We start from the raw sequence: 18,993 nt of genomic DNA, 5'->3' as shown, positions 1-18,993 counted from the left end.
ACTCCACCAAAAAAGACGAAAGTCCTAATCGACCTCGTCTTTTTACTACTTTATCATTTTATTTCCCGTCTGTGACTTCCTTTAAGATTTCATAGGAACGCTTTTGTTTAACCGGATCAAAAATATATGATACAGCCATGATTTCATCCACGTTGTATTGTTCTTGAAAACTCGTAAGCTGTTCTCGAATGGACTGCTTGCTTCCTAACAAAGTCACACTAGACATAGCTGAAGCCATGTCTTTTTCAGGCTGACTCCAAATCCGATCCATGTTATCAACTGGCGGGCTTAATGGAGTTCTAGAACCACGTACAACATTCAAGAAGAATTGCTGCATCGTCGTTGATTCAAATTTTGCCTCCTCATCACTCTCCGCTGCAATCACATTTAAGCATACCATCATATATGGTGAAGCTAAGTATTCGGATGGCTGAAACCGTTCTCGATAAATTGAGATTGCTTCCCTCATATATCTTGGAGCAAAATGGGAAGCAAAGACATATGGCAAGCCTAATTTAGCTGCTAAATAAGCAGAATCCGTTGATGAGCCAAGAATGTAGATTGGGATATTCGTTTCAACCCCTGGATAAGCTCTTACATAGCCCTGCTCCTTCTCAGATCCAAAATAAGTAAGCAATGCCTTCACATCTTCTGGGAATGTGTAAACAGAATCATTTTTGGAGCGTCTGAGTGCACTTGCTGTCATCATATCCGTACCTGGCGCACGGCCTAAACCTAAGTCCAGCCGATTCGGGTAAATGGTTGCCATCGTGCCGAATTGTTCTGCGACAACTAAAGGAGAATGGTTGGGCAGCATAATCCCACCAGAACCGATACGTATTTGCTTTGTGTGTTCTAAAACATGTTTTATTAAAATGGATGTTGCTGAGCTTACTAGCGTTGGGGAATTATGATGTTCCGCAACCCAATAGCGAGTATAGCCCATATCTTCCGTTGCTTGTGCTAGATCAACTAATGCATCAATCGCTTCCTTCGCACCCTGCCCTTGGCGGATGGGTGCAAGATTTAAGACTGATACTGGAATTTGTATATTTGTCATTTCCAATTACACTTCCTTATTGAAGATTCATTCCTATAGTAACAATTGGGATGATGGAAGCAAACTTATTTGCTTACTTCTTTTATTTAGCTATTCCTTTGCAGGATTGAATCGTTTATTTTTCTATTCCTATTAAAAACGTATCGATACTATTTTCTGAAAATGTTTTTTCATAAATTCAACAAATGGCGATGCTTTTTTATTCGCAAAATTGTGATAGCAAATGTATAGTAGATTTAAACTATTGAAATTTTAAAAACATAATAAGAGGGTTTTAAGGATGAATCATTATGATAAGGAAGAAAAGGAAGAGCAATTCGAAGAACCTTCAATAGAAGAGTTTTTACCAAATGAAGAGGATAAGCGGCTAAGCGATAAGCAGAGAAGACGAAATATAATAGTAAGGAGGATTATTGCAAGCGGGGTGGCTATTGCATTACTCGTAAGCTTGCTTCAAATTTGGCCACAAGTCTTCAATCTATCTTCGATTAAATTTTTGCACAAATCAGCTGAGTTATCGAAACAAGAGGAAATCCAAAAATATAAAGAAGCCGTTGTTACCGTTCAAGACCAGCATTCAAAGGGAACTGGATTTAATATCTCTAAAAATGGACTAATTATTACGAATTATCATGTGGTCGAAGACATGAATCCCATCACGGTTACTTTCCCTAGCGGAGATATCTTTCAAGCAGATATTTTACAATCTAATCCCGACCTTGATTTGGCTATTTTACATATTAAAGCAGAAAACTTGCCCGCACTTTCCTTAAGTGATTCCGGTACTTGGGGCGTTTCTGATCAAATCTATGTAATTGGAAACCCTCTTTTACATAATCAAATTGCTATAGACGGAGAAATACTAAAAGGATCAAACAAAAATGGGGTTATGCTATTATCTGCACCGATATATAAAGGGAATAGCGGAAGTCCAGTGATTGGGCAAGACGGAACTGTCATTGGCGTGGTCTTTGCATTATCCACGAAGGATCAAACAGGGCTTGCCATTCCGATAGAAAAAGTGCTAAAGAATTTACCTGAAGGATATTAGAAGGGATTAAAGGGGTAGCCCTTTGTCCCTCCATTTATAGCAAAGCGTCTGCCTTAACAATTTCCACCGTTAAATGCTCCTTCAAAGATAAATCCATTTCATATGGGGTTATTTCCTGACCTTCATCATCTGTTAAAATCCTTATTTCTGGTCTGCCAACCGCGTTGAAATTGTAATTAGATACGATGCCAGTTCTTCCATCATTTAATGTAACAGTAAGTCCAGGAGGATAGATGGCAATACAGTTTTTAAACAATTGAATTTGGCTGCTTTCAAATTGTGTTCCACTGCCGCTATAAAGAATTTCAAGCGCTTGATGAGGGAGCATTGCCGAACGATATTCCCTATGACTAGTAACCGCATCAAATACATCTGCTACACTCAATATTTTTGCGTATTTATGAATCTCGTTATTCTGTAAACCTCTTGGATAACCCCTTCCATCAATTCTTTCATGATGCTGAAGTGCGCAATGTGCAACAGTTAAGGGAATTTCATGAATTTTTTTGATGTGTTCGAATCCTAATTCACAATGTGATTTCATCTGCTCAAATTCTTCTTCTGTTAACTTTCCAGTTTTATTTAAAATTTCCTTAGGAATATAAATTTTTCCTAGATCATGCAACATCGCACCTAATCCTATTTCTTCAATATTCTTAAGCGGCAGTCCATTTTCAATAGCCAGCTGGCATGCATAGATCGATACGTTTAAGCTATGTGTATATACATGGTTCTCATACACTTTTGTTGTTGCCAATAAATTAAGAGCCGTTCTGTTTTGTGTTAAACTGCTGAGAATATCCTTAAAAATCTTTTGCATGCTTCGAACCGCCCTGCCAGACTTAGCCATTTGCTCTAATTTAGATTTATGAGGATTTAATCCTGCAATATCATCCAATCCTTCTGTTATGACGTTCATTGCTTCAACACGCAATTCCTCGGGAATAGAATCCACAATTTCAATTCCTTCAGACATCTCGTCCTCAACATATACTGTAAATACATTGAAATTCATTAATTTTCTAATTAAACTATCTGTTAAATATGTTCCTTTTTTCAAAAGAACTCTGCCATTCTCTTGATAAATTGACTTACCTAATCTTGTCCCCGTTTTACATCCATCCAATTTAATTAAACGCATGATACTTTCTCCAGTTTTCCCTATAAATATATATTTAAATGACCAATTTCCTATTAATTATTGTTCTCTAGCCCTTATAGGTACATGATACTATACCATTCGAAATATTTGTATAAAAATACACATACATTTTAATTTTTCTTTCCCTTAACACTTCAATAATTTCCCAATAAAACAATCGGATGCTTCATTTGCTGGTGGTTAAAATAACAAGGGTTAAAAATTTTGGGAGGATGTGCAAATGACCAATTTATTAAAGGAAAAAAATGAGTGGAGAGAAGTATTAAAAATTGTTAAGCAATTAGATCCGAAAAAACTAGAAATTGTGAAATCTACCTTGCCAATTCTTAAAGAACATGGAGAGACAATTACGAAACACTTTTATCAGCGTATGTTCAAAAGTCATCCTGAATTGCTTAATATTTTTAATCAGACACATCAAAAAACTGGGCATCAGCCAAAGGCACTAGCAGATGCAGTTTATGCGGCGGCTGCCAATATTGAAGATATGAGCAAAATCATGCCGGCACTTGAGAGAATTGGAGAAAAGCATCGGAGTTTGCAAATTAAGCCTGAACACTACCCGATTGTTGGCGAGAACCTCCTTGGTGCGATTAAAGAAATATTAGGCGAAGGAGCAACAGAAGAAGTACTCGATGCATGGGCAGATGCCTATGAAATCATTTCAGATGTCTTTATTCGCATGGAAAATAAAATGTATCAAACAACTGAGGCACAGCCTGGAGGATGGGGCGGTTTCAGGGATTTTGTCATTGATAAAAAAGTAGAAGAAAGCGAAATCATCACCTCCTTTTATTTAAAGCCAAAGGATGGACAAAAGATCGCGAACTTTATTCCTGGACAATATATCACAATCAAGGCTGAAATTCCCGGTGAAATCAATACCCATTTACGGCAATATAGCTTGTCAGATCGGACAGGGACAGATTATTACCGCATTAGTGTAAAGCGAGAAGATAAGAAAGAAAATGATATTCCAGCTGGGATTGTCTCCTCCTTCCTCCATCACCAATTGAATGCAGGCGATATTTTACCGATCACAGCACCCGCAGGAGATTTTTATTTAAACACTGAAAGCCCTTTACCAGTTGTTTTATTAAGTGGCGGTGTGGGAATCACCCCTACGATCTCCATGTTAAATACTTTAATAAATGAACAGCCGGATAAAGAGGTATACTTTATTCACGCAGCCAGGAACAGTCGAGTACATGCATTCAAAGAGCATGTACAAGCGCTAGCAAAAGAAAATAAGCAAGTAAAATCTTATTTTGTTTATGATCATCCATCAGAAGAAGACCTGAAGTCAGGAACGATTGCTAAAGAAGGCTATGTAACACTTGAATGGCTGCAGGAAATTCTTCCAACAAATGAAGCCGAATACTATTTCTGTGGACCAGAGGCTTTTATGCGTATAGTCAACCGCTCATTAAGACAGTGGGGAGTACCCGCTGACAGAATTCATTATGAGTTCTTTGGTTCCTTTGGGAACTTAGGGTAGTTAAAAGCAGTGGAATGTTCCATATTTTCCTAGCAGGCGAATTGCCTGCTTTTTCTATTTGTGTCTCACAAATAATTTGAAAATAATGATTAATAGTATTTCTATTGACCTTATAGTGTTATCCTTCTAAAATCATGAGTAGTCTAATAGTCATATTTTCCATATTACATAGTTTTAGAAAGAGGGTTTATCGTGTTTTCACCACCTCCCATCGATAACGGCATTGAGGTCAGCGGGGAATACTCACTTCCAATTGTTATCTTATCTATCATCATCGCAAGTCTTGCATCATTTACAGCCATTTCAATGAATGAACGAATCCAAAAAAACAGCTTTTTCCACCGGAATATTTGGCTAATATTAGCATCCATTGCGATGGGGTTTGGCATATGGTCCATGCACTTTGTAGGTATGAGTGCACTTTCACTCCCTTTTAAGATGCATTATGATTATCTGCTTACATGCTTATCCATTATCCCTTCTATTATTGCTTCTTTTTTGGCTTTTTACATCGTAAATCAAAAAAAACGATCATTTGCATCTTACTTATTATCAGGAATTTTCATGGGAATTGGCATTGCCACCATGCACTATACCGGAATGGCATCTATGGTAATGGAAGCCTATTATGTATATAATCCATGGATGTTTGCTACTTCAATTATTATTGCTATCATCGTGTCATTTATTGCTATTTATATATTTTCCCGTCAGCAAAAATACGCGAAAAACAATTATATAAAAGCGATAACATCGATCATGATGGGACTTGCTGTTCCAAGCATGCATTATATCGGTATGGCCGGGACGACCTTTTATCTGCCCCGGCATCAAGCGATGACAGCAGAGCTTCATATGAATATGACTTTATTAATTACAGGGGTCACAATCGGCATTACCTTATTATTAGCTCTTTTGCAATTATCAAGCTTAGTTGATCGCTATGTAGATTACCGGGTAAGTCATATTGATATCTTAACTAAACTGCCAAACAGACGAAGTTTTGAGAAGGCTTTAAACGACGATGGTTCCTATCGAAGTATAGCCGTGTGGAATCTCCATAATCTTGAAAAAGTGAATAATGATCATGGCTATCATTTTGGTGACGAAGTGATTCAATATGCTGCAAATGTGTTGCGTCAATTAAACCTTCCATTAAGCGACCTTTATCGAATCGACGGAAATCGATTGGCACTGCTTTTACAGGGAAATGACCGACTCATCGAGCTTCAGCAGGCCATGAAAATCATCTCTGCAAAATGGGTCCAACCGATTTTGATCCAGGAAAAGAAAATTCTATTACAAGGTGTCTGTGCTATTTCAACTATAGATGATCAGCAAAGCCCCAAAAGGCTGTATTCTGACATTCTTGCAGTATTGTCCAGCCCGAGCATTCAATATCAGAATGAGGTAATCCGTTTCGATCCTCTTATTCATACATATTCGTTCGAACAAGAGATCTTAAATAGTATTGATCAAGCAATGAAAAATGATGATCTCTTTCTAGTTTATCAGCCAAAAGTTAATGCTGGCACACAAAAAATTGTTGGACTGGAAGCGCTAATCAGATGGAATCATCCTGAACATGGTTTTCTCTCCCCAAGCGTTTTTATTCCAATTTTAGAACAAAGCCACCGGATAAGTGACGTGACAAACTGGGTCATTTTTAAAGTTTGTCATCAAATTAAAATTTGGGAGGAGCAGAAATTACCACTTTACCAAATAGCGATTAATATTCCTGGAGAGTATGTTACTTCTCCGAGACTATTAAAAACATTAAAAAAAGCATTAAATAAATACAGTGTTAATCCTAGTCATTTGGAGCTAGAAATAACAGAAACGAGCGTCATGGAATCAGCAGAATCTTCTATGAGAGCAATAAATACCTTTAGAGAAGCTGGTTTTTCTGTTGCACTCGATGATTTCGGTACTGGCATTTCCTCGCTCTCTAATTTAAGACAAATGCCTATTTCAACCTTAAAGATAGATAAATCCTTTGTGGATGAAGTGCCTCAATCTGAAAAAGATTCAGCCATCTTAGAAGCGATTATCGCACTTGGCCATTCACTAAATTTAAATGTCGTTATCGAGGGGGTAGAAACTAAAAATCAAGTAGATTTTTTATCCTCTTCAGAATCCCTGCTTTTGCTGCAAGGCTATTATTTTGCTAAACCAATGATTCCTGAAGAATTGTTGGAATGGATTAAAGGCAATAGCTAATGGATGGATATAAGAATAAAATACGGGTATACTAGGTCTGGGATTATTTAGTAATATCTGGCTCCAGCGCCTAGCCCCTCGAGATCATAAGTCAATCCTGCCAGAAAGGTAAAGAACACCTTTTCGAGAGGATTGACTTATGATTGTCGGGGCTGAACACTAAGGAAAGCCCCTTTGAGTAATCCACGCAGGAACAATCTGCCTTTTGATTGTTCCGAAGGCGCTTCCGCATTTAATATAAGGAGGTGTTTAAGTGTTAGATCTAACAAATAATATGGAGTTCGAAATGAAAAGCTGCTTCACTCCTAACATTAGCAATTCTCATTCATTAAAGGTTCTGGACGTTACTCCATCAAGTGTCATTATCCAAATGAACGATCCTGATTGCAGAGGAGTCTTTCCAATAGATAGCTTTCAATATTGGATTAAAAAAGGCTCACTCATACAAATCAGTGATATAGAGAAGAAAACATCGTGAAAAGCATCCTTCTACTGAGGATGTTTTTTTGTTCTTGTAAACATGGATGAATATACTTAAAATTAAGTTAAAAAAATTGGATGTGGGACAAGATTTAAAAAAGACGCTGCGGATCAATAGAAGTAGAGGTTATGAAATATTTAGAAGCAAGATCAACGTTATCTGCAACGGAGATGAAAAATTATTCGGTGCTCCATATAAGGTTATGAAGGGGAAAAGTGTTTGACAAGTGGACAGAAACGCTTTCATTCGATTGTTTCAACTGACTAACGCATTCACACTCCATGCATACCACCTGATTCTTGTTCAAAACTTTTTTATAATATTTGCGGTCACATGCAAAGTGTGCATGTGACCGTCTTTGACTTTTTCTGCTGTAACGAGCACGTTTGATAACATACGTTTCTTCCCGGTTAAGCCATCTAGTACTCTATTACTCACAAACCAGAACTTGCCTAGAAAATTTCCCTTTACTCGCTACACAGCGGTCTTTTATATCATATCCTGCTTCCATGATCATATCATCAATTGTCTCAATCGTAATAATTACCGACTTCCTGGCAATGCGGCGTGCATGGTTCAGAATATTAAACTGTTCTTCTCGTGTTGCATGGGTATACAAATTGTAGGGCAAATCAATAATGGCAACATCGTATTGTTCAGTTACATCTGATATGGGACCAAGCCCGACTTCCCCTTCATAGCCAAAAAAAGCAATATTCTCCCTTGATCCTGATGTAACAAGCGGATTAATATCACGTCCTACGATATCAATGCCCATGGAAAGGGCCTCTACTAAAACCGTTCCAATTCCACAGCAAGGATCTATGGCTTTCACTCCATCAGGTTTAGGTACGGCAATATTCGCCACTGCTCTTGCAACCCGGGTACTTAAAGCAGTAGAAAAAGTTTGTGGCTTCTTCATGTGCTGCAGCCAAAGCGCTTCATTTTTCTTTAAGTTTCCAAAGTACCATCTGCCACCCATAGTTACGATTCCAAACAAATGATCGGGATGTCGAACATCTGCTTCACCCTTGATTTCCCAGCCAATTTCTCGTTCGATCAAACGCTGCTCTTCATATTCAATTTTTTCACTGGCTTCTAAATCATTTATTTTTATAAAGATAACTTTGAAGGTTGACTCCCCCATATTGATATTTCCAGCTTGTTCTACTATTTCCTGCAAGCTGTCTCCTTCATAGATCACTTCAATCCGCTCTTTAATAAACGGACTGCGGCTTGGATCGATTTCTGACGTACTTTTTAAAATATTTGATTCAGTCTGTTCTCCAAAAAGGGAGCGCATTTCCAAAAGAGATAGCGATTGTTCTTCCTTTTGGCATGCAAATGTATAGATAAATTCGGTTCCTTCTCTTTTTATAAACAATTAATTACCATCCTTTTTAACTACTAAATTCTATCTCCTATCAAACCATATCTGTATTGTGGTAGAAAAGCAATCAAAACTACTCCATATATATCACAATTACTACTGTACATAAGGTTATCACTATATAAAATATTAAATGTAATTTTTTGTAAATAAATCTTGATATACTGAATTCCTCCTCATTACAATAAATAAAGCCTTATTAATTTTTATGATATTGGAGGAATGAGCTTGGATTACATTAAACCAGCACAGCTAGTAGAGGATGTTGCACAGGCAGGTGCTTATAAATCTAAACTGGGCATTAGAGACATTTTAATTAAAGGGATTCTATCCGGTGCCTTTTTAGGCTTTGCCACTACACTTGCATATACAGCTGCAATAGAGACAAATTTAAGTATTGTAGGAGCACTTGTTTTTCCAGTTGGTTTTGTACTTATTTTATTATTGGGGTTAGAACTGGTGACAGGAAACTTTGCCATGCTCCCGCTTGCTAGATTAAGAAGGCAAACGAACATTACAAACATTGGCTATAACTTCTTTTGGGCTTTTACCGGAAACCTTTTAGGCAGCCTTTTGTATGGTCTTTTATTTTATATATCTGCAACGAAGCTTGGGCATGTAACAGATGGACCAATGATTGACAAGATTATTAGCGTGGCAGAGGCAAAAACACTAACTTATAAAAACCTCGGCGGAGAAGGAATAATCGTTGCCTTGACCAAGGCTGTATTATGTAATTGGATGGTGACATTAGGAGCATTCATGGCATTCGTTTCTAGCTCTACGATTGGAAAAATTGCTGCAATGTGGCTTCCTGTCTTTTTATTTTTTGCCCATGGTTTTGAACACGCCGTTGTTAACATGTTTGTCATTCCAACAGCGATCCTCATGGGCGCAGACCTCTCACTAGGAGACTGGTGGCTGTGGAATCAAATTCCGGTTACAATCGGTAACTTTATTGGCGGGTTTATCTTTACCGGATTAGCCCTCCATTTAGTGAATCAAAAGAAAAAAGCAAATGCAGATTTGAATAGCCAGCCAACACCTCTTAGGGTTAAAGGATTGTAGAAACTGCTTTCATAACTTTTCTGGACATGATACACTTGAATCCTTCTGATTAATTTGCTATTAAATCTTGAAATGATCAAATTTCTCATGGTATTCTTGAAAAAAATTAACTTCTTAAGGATTGGTAATCATGCGTATTAATAAATATATTAGTGAATCTGGTTATGCCTCAAGGCGAGGAGCAGACAAATTAATAAGTGAAGGAAGAGTCACAATCAATGGAAAAGTTGCAAAAGTTGGCAGTCAAGTTGAACCTGGTGATGATGTTCTCGTAAGCGGGCACCCGATCCGAATGGCAAGAAACTATGTGTATATAGCCTTAAATAAGCCTGTTGGAATTACGAGCACTACAGAAAAAAATGTTAAAGGAAATATCATTGACTTAGTTAATCATCCACTAAGAATTTTTAATATAGGAAGACTCGATAAGGACTCTGATGGTCTTATTCTTTTAACTAATGACGGAGATATCGTTAATGAAATACTTCGTTCAGAGAATAAACACGAAAAGGAATATATTGTTTCAGTAGATAAGCCGATTACTCCAGAATTCTTGAAGAAAATGTCTGAGGGTGTGAAAATACTCGGAACAAAAACACTTCCTTGCGAAGTAAGACAGTTATCAAAATATGATTTTCAAATCATATTGACCCAAGGGCTAAATCGCCAAATTCGCCGTATGTGCGCTGAATTAGGATACGATGTGTATCGTTTGCAGCGAACACGTATTATGAATATTCATTTAGGCAGCCTGCCTGTTGGACAATGGCGCGATTTAACCAAAAAAGAACGCACTGCCTTATTTAATGAACTGAACTACCAGCCAAAAGAATGGTAAAAATAGAAAAAGCGCATGGCTCCGTGTATTTTTGACAAAGGAGACCAAGCGCTTTTCTTATTTTCCAACTACCCGGCTTACTAGCTCGGTTACCTCAGATCTGCTCATTTTTTCCTTTCCAGCTGTTAAAGCATCTAGCGTACCATGTGCTAGCGCTAATGGAATTTTGCAAAAATGGAGAATCGTATCTGTTTTAATATCCTTCACATATTCATCAGCTAATGCAAGATTCCTGCGCGCATATGTTAACATATCTTCAAATTCCCATCCGACAGGAAAAAAGTTTACTCCTCTGCTTGCATCTTCCGTGTGATTCCGTAGTATATTCACCGACTGCAATCCGCGTCCAAACGCAATTGCAAGATCCTTGTCCGTATCTGTCTGATCATACCACTTCCAAATATCTGTCAGCATGACACCTACTAATCCAGCAACATAAAAAGTATATTCATCTAGATCGTTCTCATCTTTGATATCCCAATCTTTTCTAGCCCATTTTGCCATTCCTTCCGCCATAATAGATGTAGCATCGAGGATTTTCTCTTTAATCATTTGCGGGCACACTTTAATCCAATCACCAAGCCGAATGGTGACTTCTGGCAAGACTGAAAGATATGGTCGAAAGATGTCCATTAACTCATTGTCATTAAAAGGCTTTCGCAAAATTTTGCTTACAGCTAGCAACAGATCGCTTTTAGTCGTTGATTCAAGCTCAGTATGATCTTCAATCTCATCAATTGCTCTCATGCATAAGTAGGCAGAGGATACCGCTTCTTTTAAACCCGGTGTTAAAAGACTAATGGGAATAAAAAAAGTCCGACTCGTCTCCTTTAACATCTCTATCGCATCACTATGTAAATTAGTCTTTTCACTCACCGTATGCTGCCTCCCTTTTTCTTATATGTTGATTGTAATATTCCTTTGTTTCGAGTGCAAATATAAGAAGCTATTCACAAAGAGTGAACAGCTTTTATACACGTCTTCTAATTATTTAATCATTAAGCTATTTTATCTTGACCATTATGATTCTTTTTAAAGTAGTGGACTGCAAAGGTTACAATGAAAGCTAAAATGATAATACCGAAAAAGATGAGATGGTCAATTTCAATTCCAAATACACTTAAGAACATTTTAATCGCGATAATGGCAATTAATATGAAGGCTGTGTTTTCAAGCTCGGGAATCTTTTCAATAAGGACAAGAAACCCCTTCGCAACAGTCCGCATCATTAATATTCCAAGCATTCCGCCAATGAGCAATATCCAAACCTTCTCTGATACTGCAAAAGCAGCTAAAATACTGTCGACGGAAAACGCTAAATCCATAATCTCAACGGAAATAACTGTTGCCCAAAAAACGCCAAAGGTTCGGGTGAGCCAGCTGTCTTTTTTCATTCCTTCAGCTTCGTCGTCTCCTTCACCAAGCCAGAAATGTTTTATAACAAGCCAAGCTAAATATCCTGCTCCAATCACCTTGATCCACCAAAACTTAATTAATAGCATGCCAAGACCTATGAATAAGAAACGAAAGAAATATGCGCCAAACAATCCATATGTTAACGCCTTCTTTTGTTGTTGTTTAGGCAGATGCTTCACCATTACAGCCAGTACTAATGCGTTATCGGCAGACAGCAGCCCTTCTAAAATGACTAGTGTGCCGATATACCCCCACGATACTGGATCTGTTAACACCTCTCCCCACATTCTCCAATCGAAAAATGAGGCATATGTGTCTAACAGCTGATTCAGGATTTCCACTTTAAAGACCCCTTTAAAAATAAAATGTTTGCATTTATAAATCACTAAAAAAAGATAGCTAAAGCTATCAATTAGTGTCATGCACTCCACAGATTTTATACATTTAAATAGTCCTATATTAAATTGAGGGCTAATTTCATTATAATTATACTAAAATACCAATTAAATAGCCACTGATTTAGCCTAAGTATACGATGTCAACCAAAAAGAAAGCAACTGAAGGCGAAGCCATCCAGTTGCTTTCTTATCCATTTAGTAATGGTTTTTATCATTTATTTGATAAACCTTTGTGCATCACAACTAATTCTTCTGCAAGTGCATCAATTCGTGCTAAAACATCCTCATCCGCAATTTCATTTTCTGCATTGAAATGTTCTCCATTAGCATACACATAGCTCGGAGCAACAAATGAGCGCAAATACCCTGCGATTGGCTTCATCTGATTTTCAACGACAAGATAATGCTGGTAGGTCCCTCCATTCGCTACAAACCCCATTACTTTATGACGAAAAGCAGCTGGATGAACAATATCAAATACATTCTTTAAAGGTGCAGGAAAAGATCCGTTAAAAATAGGAAATCCGATTAAATAAAAGTCTGCCTCTGAAACCGCTTGAATTAATTTCTTCGTGTCATCGTTATACAGATCAGGATTTCTGCCATCACAAAATTCCATTTGAAAGTCTCGTAAGTCAAGAAGTTCAATTTCTATTTCAGGGTATTTTTCCTTTACCTTTTTTAGAACGGTGTCCACTAAAATAGCTGTCTTTGCCCCTAAAATAGTGCCTGATATTCCGAGTAATTTCATTCGATGTTTCTCCTTCCAATGATGTTCCTATCATTCATACCTGTTTATGATTATTGTAAACATGCAAACGATAGTTACTTTTCTTGCTTTTATCATACACTTTTTCCTGATAAATGAGAATTAAAACACACCAAGTATAAAATCTTTCACTTTAATAAAAACTAAGAAAAAACACTTGAGGTGAAAAAAATGGGATTGCTGAATTCATTTAATGAGTGGAGAGCTAATCGGCACGAAAAGCATCTATCGAATATGAAGGATGAGAACAAATGTCCAGAATGCTACGGACGTGGGTTTTCCATTTATCCTGGCAATGAATATGCCTATCATGCAAATTTATATGATTGTCCTGGCTGTAACGGGGGCGGCACATATTCAGACTGGGAAGAATACCAATAAAAAAAGCGGAAGTGCCGGCACTTCCGCTTTTTTTAAGCAGTAACCATTTGATTCCCGCCTTGTTTTTTAGCTCGATATTGGGCTTGATCAGCCGATTTCTTTAATGTATCAACACTCGAACCGTGTTCTGGAAAAACGGCAACACCAGTACTAATAGACACAGTTATTTTATTTTCTCCTAATTTGATTGGGTGCTTAACTAAATAGTCAAATAAATTTTCATGGATCGTTTCAACTATGTTATCTATATTAGAATTTATGATAATCATAAATTCATCTCCTGCGTACCGATAGCCCACGATCTCTTCATTACAAATGCTTTTAATTCCATCACCTAATACTTTTAAATATAAATCTCCGATATCATGGCCAAAATTATCATTTACTTTCTTTAATCGGTCTGAGTCAATCATCATTAAGGTTATTTTTTTGTCATCTTTCCCGATTAAATTAGAAAGATCATTGTGGAATGCCCGATGATTCTTTAAACCAGTTAATTCATCTGTCTGTGACATTAAATAGATTTTTTCATATAGCCTTGCCGTCTCAATAGAATGGATAACTTGATTTCCAATAATCTGCAATAATTCTTCATGCTCTTTTCGATAAGCAAAATCAGAAACACTTTGTGCAGAAATAACCGCTTTCACTTGGTCATCAATAATAACTGGTACAAAAATGCCGGATTTTGTATCTGTTACACCAAAGGTCGAATCAGTCTGATCATGACTAACTTTTCTCGGGTGAACAATTTCTTTCGTTCTAATCGCCCTTGATGTAAAATTATTTCCCATTTTGATGTATTCTTGAGGAAAAAATATTCCATTTTCTACCATGAAAATAAAATGGATGAGTGGATTCCCTTCTGTGTATAGAGCAATAAAGAAAGAATCAGTCGGCATAACTTGAGAGACCATTTCATATGCCTTTTTGAGAAGGATTTCTTCGTTTAATGTCTTGCTGCAAACTTGGGCAAAATCGTGCAAAATTTTATAATGCTCGTTTAGCCAGCTCATGTTTTCCATTTGAACGTTCACTTTTTGTAATTGGGATAACATAGACTCAACCGCTGCTTTATCTCCATTATCACCAATTGTACATACTATTTCCGAATAGACATCTCTTGTAATAATATTTTTTTCAGAGCCTATTTTCTTAAGCAGGTTTGTAACAATACCAAGGACCTTATGAATTCCATCCATTTGCTTACTCATATCATACACTTCCAACGTATTATTTTTCACAAAAAATAGATTAATCGCATACCGATTAACCTAACTCATTTATAGTTATATTCGGTAGCTGGCTGGCATGATCGAATGACTTTAGCCCCTTTAGCTTTGCGTCCCCATTTTTCAATGGATTTGCCTTTTCTCCTATTAAGTTAGAATTCTGAAAAATCACAAAATAGTTATATTTATACTATATAGTTCTTTTTTACCATAGTCAATTTATTTTCATATAAATCATGCAAAAAATGATTGATCATTCATTCTTAGGATGAACTTAACGATTATATTTTATCATAAAGTCGCATGGTTTTAATACTGTAATGCTTAAAAGGGAAGTATAAATTCCTTTACAATCCCCTTTTAAACAATTTAGCCTGCATGTTCGATAATAAACTTCTTCTTCTGAATATAGATCAGCCTTAGTGACAGACATACCCCTGCTGCAAGCAAGCCAATCGTTAACCCAATCCAATATCCTGTTGCTCCCAGATTTGTTTGACGTGCAAGAAAGTAGCCAACTGGTAAACAGATTAACCAGTATGCAATTAATGTAATAACAAACGATATATTTACATCCTTATATCCCCTTAAAGCTGCTTGAGCAGTCGCTTGAATGGCATCAGATATTTGGAAAAATAGCGCATAAATTAGGAAATGGGCGGTGAGTGAGATTACTGCCGCTTCATTTGAATAGAATCCCGCAACCTGATAACGAAATAAAACGACTAGTAAGCCTGTTACTAACGCAATAATAATTGATAAATAAATGCCTAGCCAGCTATATGCCCTTGCATCCTTATAGCGCCCTGCACCTACTTCAAATCCTACAAGAACAGTTTGAGCCATTGATATGCTCATCGGTATCATATATAAAAAAGAAACGATATTAAGAGCTGATTGATAGGCTGCGATTGTCGTCACGTTAAATTTACTTAATAGGATCGTTACAACCGCAAACATGCTTGTTTCAAAGAATATAGACAGCCCCATTGGCACACCAATTTTCAAAATTTCTTTACATTTTTCAAGTGAGAACCCTTTTAAATTTGCGAATACGTTAAAGGATGAGAATGGATTTTGCGTTTTAATGACGAATATAATCATACCTAAAATACACCAGTAGGTAACCGCAGTTGCATAGCCTCCCCCTGCTCCACCAAGTTCTGGAAAACCGAAACGCCCGAAAATCAGCACAAAGTTGAAAAATAAATTTATCGGCAAAGCCAAGAGTAATATAATCATAACTACACGCGTCTTTCCTAATGCATAAATAAAGGATCTTAAAACATTGAAAGCAAATAATGGAATAATTCCATAGCTTAGCCCGATTAAATAGTTACGAGCTGTATTTTGCACATCACTTGGGAGATTCATTTTCATTAATAAAGGGTCTAACAGAAAAAAGCCTAAAATAATGACTGAAGCGGCAATTATAATCGCTAAATATAATCCATTTTTAACGATTGATGTTACTTCCCCTGTTTTCTTTTCACCGTAGCTTTGTGCCACAATGGGTGATACCGCAAGTAGAATTCCGCTCAATCCGGTAAATACTGGATTCCAAATGGAAGACCCAATTGCAACTCCTGCAAGATCTGATGAATGATATTTTCCTGACATAATGGTGTTGAAAAATACCATTGAAAACATCCCAAGCTGTGTGATTAAAATAGGAATCAATAAAATGAATATTTGCTTAATCTTATCTTGTATGGTAAATGTCTGGTTCATTAATAAAAACTCCTTGAATATAATATTATCCCATAATAGCAGACTCATATATGCACTTAAATAGAATTCACTTAATTTTTATAACAATCTTTTATTGCTAGACTTATTAATCTATTTTATGATTATAGCAACTAATATTTCGATAATAAAAACATTTTAGATCTAATTATTTAAAGTACGTTTGCACTACTGATTCATTTAAGCAGACTGACACTCAAATATGCTTATAAAGGAGATTACCAATGACTGCTTTTGTTAACCAGCTTAATGGAATTTTCCCATCTGTATGCCCGCTTGATTGCCCTGATCAATGCGGATTGCTTCTCCATAAGGAAGATGGGAAAATTATTAAAATAGAAGGGGACCCTAATCATCCGGTAACCCAAGGGAATATCTGCAATAAGGTACGAAATATGAAGGAAAGAATATACGATAAAAATCGTCTAAAATATCCAATGAAACGAATAGGAGCAAAAGGCGAAGGGAAATTTGAACAAATTAGCTGGGAAGAAGCAATTAATACGATTACTTCCCACTGGAAGAAGCTAATCCAAACAGATGGACCGGAGAGTATTCTTCCCTATAGTTTCTATGGAAACATGGGAAATCTCACTGCAGAAGGGATGGATCGCCGATTCTTCCACCGTTTAGGAGCCTCACAGTTAAATCGTACCATCTGCCAGTCTGCTGGCACGACAGGCTATAAATATACGATGGGTGGAAATATAGGTATTGATCCTGAAGATACGATTCATTCAAAGCTAATCATCTTTTGGGGAATTAATGCAGTTAGTACGAACATGCATCAAATCACACTTGCACAAAAAGCTCGAAAAAATGGCGCAAAAATAATTGTTATTGATGTTCATAAAAATCAAACGGGAAGAATGGCAGACTGGTTTATTCCGATTTTACCAGGAACAGATGGCGCGCTTGCACTGGGATTGATGCATATTTTATTTGCAGATAACATGGTTGATGAAGGTTTTTTACAAAAATATACAGTAGGACATAATGAATTACGTGAACATGTGATGCAATATGACCCTAAATCCGTGTCAGAAATTACAGGAATACCTGTAGAAGACATATATAAGCTGGCAAGAATGTATGGGGAAACCACCCCATCTTATATTAGAATTGGAAACGGACTTCAGCACCATGATAATGGCGGGATGTCTACGAGGACAATCGCTTGTCTCCCAGCCTTAACTGGTCAATGGCTTGTAAAAGGCGGCGGTGCCATCAAATCAAATTCTGGCTTTTTAGCTTATAATGAAGATAGTCTCCAAAGACCTGATCTTTTGGAAAACAAACAAACTCGTGTGATTAATATGAATGAAATTGGCAGAACGCTGCTGGAATTAGAATCGCCAATCAAATCTATGTATGTTTATAGCTCTAACCCTGCTGTTGTAGCACCTGATGGGAATAAGGTTCGAGAAGGCTTAGGACGAGAGGATTTATTTCTTGTTGTTCATGATTTATTCATGACTGAAACAGCCAAATATGCTGATATTTTGCTGCCTTCAACATCTTCTTTTGAGAATACCGACTTTTATGCTTCTTACTGGCATCATTATATGCAAATTCAACAGCCAGTCATTGAGACTTATGGTGAATCCAAATCAAATGTAGAGGTCTTCCGTTTATTAGCAAAAAGTATGGGATTTATAGAGGATGCTTTCAATGAAACGGAAGCTGAAATGATTTCTCATGCGCTTGACAACCCGGCAAATCCTTCCATTGCCGACATCAATTATGAAGCATTATTAGAAAAGCAATACGTGAAGGCAAATGTGAAGCCGTTATTGCCTGGAAGATTTCCGACACCAAGTGGAAAAATTGAGTTATTTTCTGAGAAAATGAAACATGATGGTTATTCACCGTTACCAACATATACACCAATTGTTGAAGATAACAAGTTTCCATTTTTGTTCGTTCCAGCACCTAATCATAACTTTTTAAACTCAACTTTCTCGAATATAGAAAAGCATCAATCGCTCGAAAAAGATCCGCGGATTCATATGAATGTAAAAGATGCAGAGGCAGCTGGAATTGAGGATGGAGAAACTGTACGTGTTTGGAATCAGCGTGGAGAATGTGAATTAAAGGTTTCAATTGGTGACAATGTTCTCCCAGGTGTGATCGTTTCACAAGGACTATGGGCAAATATTCCGGGAACTAAACAGCTTGTCAATTCACTTACACCAGATCGATTGTCAGATATGGGCGGTGGTGCTACTTTCTTTTCCGGACGAGTAGCGGTAAATAAGCTTTAATTTTTAATATTGATAT

General features: G+C 37.0%; 16 protein-coding genes and 1 riboswitch. Of the genes, 8 read left to right on the top strand and 8 right to left on the bottom strand.

The window, feature by feature from the left end:
• Positions 1–58 precede the first annotated feature (58 nt).
• Positions 59–1,060 carry an LLM class flavin-dependent oxidoreductase gene (locus C1726_RS22180; RefSeq protein WP_102275896.1) on the bottom strand — a complete coding sequence of 334 codons (1,002 nt, stop codon included), beginning with the start codon at positions 1,058–1,060 and terminating at the stop codon, positions 59–61.
• 280 nt (positions 1,061–1,340) lie between these two features.
• On the opposite strand from C1726_RS22180, the gene C1726_RS22175 reads away from it, so the two are divergent.
• Positions 1,341–2,111, top strand: coding sequence for a S1C family serine protease (locus C1726_RS22175; protein WP_102275134.1), 771 nt, complete (start codon positions 1,341–1,343; stop codon positions 2,109–2,111).
• A gap of 34 nt (positions 2,112–2,145) precedes the next feature.
• On the opposite strand, the gene C1726_RS22170 is transcribed toward C1726_RS22175, so the two are convergent.
• The gene (locus C1726_RS22170; RefSeq protein ID WP_102275133.1) at positions 2,146–3,252 is read right to left on the bottom strand and encodes an HD-GYP domain-containing protein; all 1,107 of its coding nucleotides are present in this window, start codon (positions 3,250–3,252) and stop codon (positions 2,146–2,148) included.
• Positions 3,253–3,493: 241 nt separating this feature from the next.
• On the opposite strand from C1726_RS22170, the gene hmpA reads away from it, so the two are divergent.
• From hmpA to C1726_RS22155, 3 genes are all read left to right on the top strand, one after another.
• A complete protein-coding gene (gene hmpA / locus C1726_RS22165) occupies positions 3,494–4,771 on the top strand; it encodes an NO-inducible flavohemoprotein (protein ID WP_102275132.1) in 1,278 nt (425 codons plus the stop codon).
• A gap of 192 nt (positions 4,772–4,963) precedes the next feature.
• Positions 4,964–6,991, top strand: a complete 2,028-nt coding sequence (locus tag C1726_RS22160; RefSeq protein WP_102275131.1) for a bifunctional diguanylate cyclase/phosphodiesterase — start codon at positions 4,964–4,966, stop codon at positions 6,989–6,991.
• 253 nt (positions 6,992–7,244) lie between these two features.
• Positions 7,245–7,469: a hypothetical protein gene (locus C1726_RS22155; RefSeq protein ID WP_235822826.1), complete on the top strand. Its 225-nt coding sequence runs from the start codon at positions 7,245–7,247 to the stop codon at positions 7,467–7,469.
• 433 nt (positions 7,470–7,902) lie between these two features.
• Here C1726_RS22155 and C1726_RS22145 read toward each other — a convergent pair whose 3' ends face one another.
• Positions 7,903–8,856 (bottom strand): TRM11 family SAM-dependent methyltransferase, encoded by a 954-nt coding sequence (locus C1726_RS22145; protein ID WP_235822825.1) that lies wholly within the window; start codon positions 8,854–8,856, stop codon positions 7,903–7,905.
• Positions 8,857–9,090: 234 nt separating this feature from the next.
• Between C1726_RS22145 and C1726_RS22140 the strand changes: the two genes are divergently transcribed.
• Positions 9,091–9,930, top strand: coding sequence for a formate/nitrite transporter family protein (locus tag C1726_RS22140; RefSeq protein WP_102275129.1), 840 nt, complete (start codon positions 9,091–9,093; stop codon positions 9,928–9,930).
• Positions 9,931–10,060: 130 nt separating this feature from the next.
• Complete coding sequence (rluF, locus tag C1726_RS22135) at positions 10,061–10,768, top strand: 23S rRNA pseudouridine(2604) synthase RluF (RefSeq protein WP_102275128.1); 708 nt, start codon at positions 10,061–10,063, stop codon at positions 10,766–10,768.
• A gap of 57 nt (positions 10,769–10,825) precedes the next feature.
• Here rluF and C1726_RS22130 read toward each other — a convergent pair whose 3' ends face one another.
• From C1726_RS22130 to C1726_RS22120, 3 genes are all read right to left on the bottom strand, one after another.
• Entirely contained in the window at positions 10,826–11,644 is an 819-nt protein-coding gene (locus C1726_RS22130; protein ID WP_235822823.1) for a squalene/phytoene synthase family protein, read from the bottom strand.
• Positions 11,645–11,766: 122 nt separating this feature from the next.
• Entirely contained in the window at positions 11,767–12,471 is a 705-nt protein-coding gene (locus C1726_RS22125; RefSeq protein ID WP_407642079.1) for a TerC family protein, read from the bottom strand.
• Positions 12,472–12,793: 322 nt separating this feature from the next.
• On the bottom strand, positions 12,794–13,333 hold the full coding sequence (locus tag C1726_RS22120) for an NADPH-dependent FMN reductase (RefSeq protein WP_102275126.1): 540 nt from the start codon (positions 13,331–13,333) through the stop codon (positions 12,794–12,796).
• Between the two features lie 189 nt (positions 13,334–13,522).
• On the opposite strand from C1726_RS22120, the gene C1726_RS22115 reads away from it, so the two are divergent.
• Positions 13,523–13,732: a methionine aminopeptidase gene (locus C1726_RS22115; protein WP_075209163.1), complete on the top strand. Its 210-nt coding sequence runs from the start codon at positions 13,523–13,525 to the stop codon at positions 13,730–13,732.
• Positions 13,733–13,764: 32 nt separating this feature from the next.
• Here the strand turns inward: C1726_RS22115 and C1726_RS22110 are convergent, their stop codons facing one another.
• Positions 13,765–14,946: a sensor domain-containing diguanylate cyclase gene (locus tag C1726_RS22110; RefSeq protein ID WP_102275125.1), complete on the bottom strand. Its 1,182-nt coding sequence runs from the start codon at positions 14,944–14,946 to the stop codon at positions 13,765–13,767.
• A gap of 80 nt (positions 14,947–15,026) precedes the next feature.
• Positions 15,027–15,111: riboswitch (cyclic di-GMP riboswitch) on the bottom strand.
• Between the two features lie 222 nt (positions 15,112–15,333).
• Positions 15,334–16,695, bottom strand: a complete 1,362-nt coding sequence (locus C1726_RS22105; protein ID WP_102275124.1) for an MATE family efflux transporter — start codon at positions 16,693–16,695, stop codon at positions 15,334–15,336.
• Positions 16,696–16,937: 242 nt separating this feature from the next.
• On the opposite strand from C1726_RS22105, the gene C1726_RS22100 reads away from it, so the two are divergent.
• Entirely contained in the window at positions 16,938–18,977 is a 2,040-nt protein-coding gene (locus C1726_RS22100) for a molybdopterin oxidoreductase family protein (RefSeq protein WP_102275123.1), read from the top strand.
• Positions 18,978–18,993: the final 16 nt, after the last annotated feature.

Origin of the sequence: Cytobacillus massiliigabonensis, from assembly GCF_900199725.1 — a bacterium.
Classification (GTDB): Bacteria; Bacillota; Bacilli; order Bacillales; family Cytobacillaceae; genus Cytobacillus; species Cytobacillus massiliigabonensis.
The sequence above is the reverse complement of the archived record's forward strand: the minus strand, read 5'-3'. Positions and strand labels throughout refer to the sequence as shown.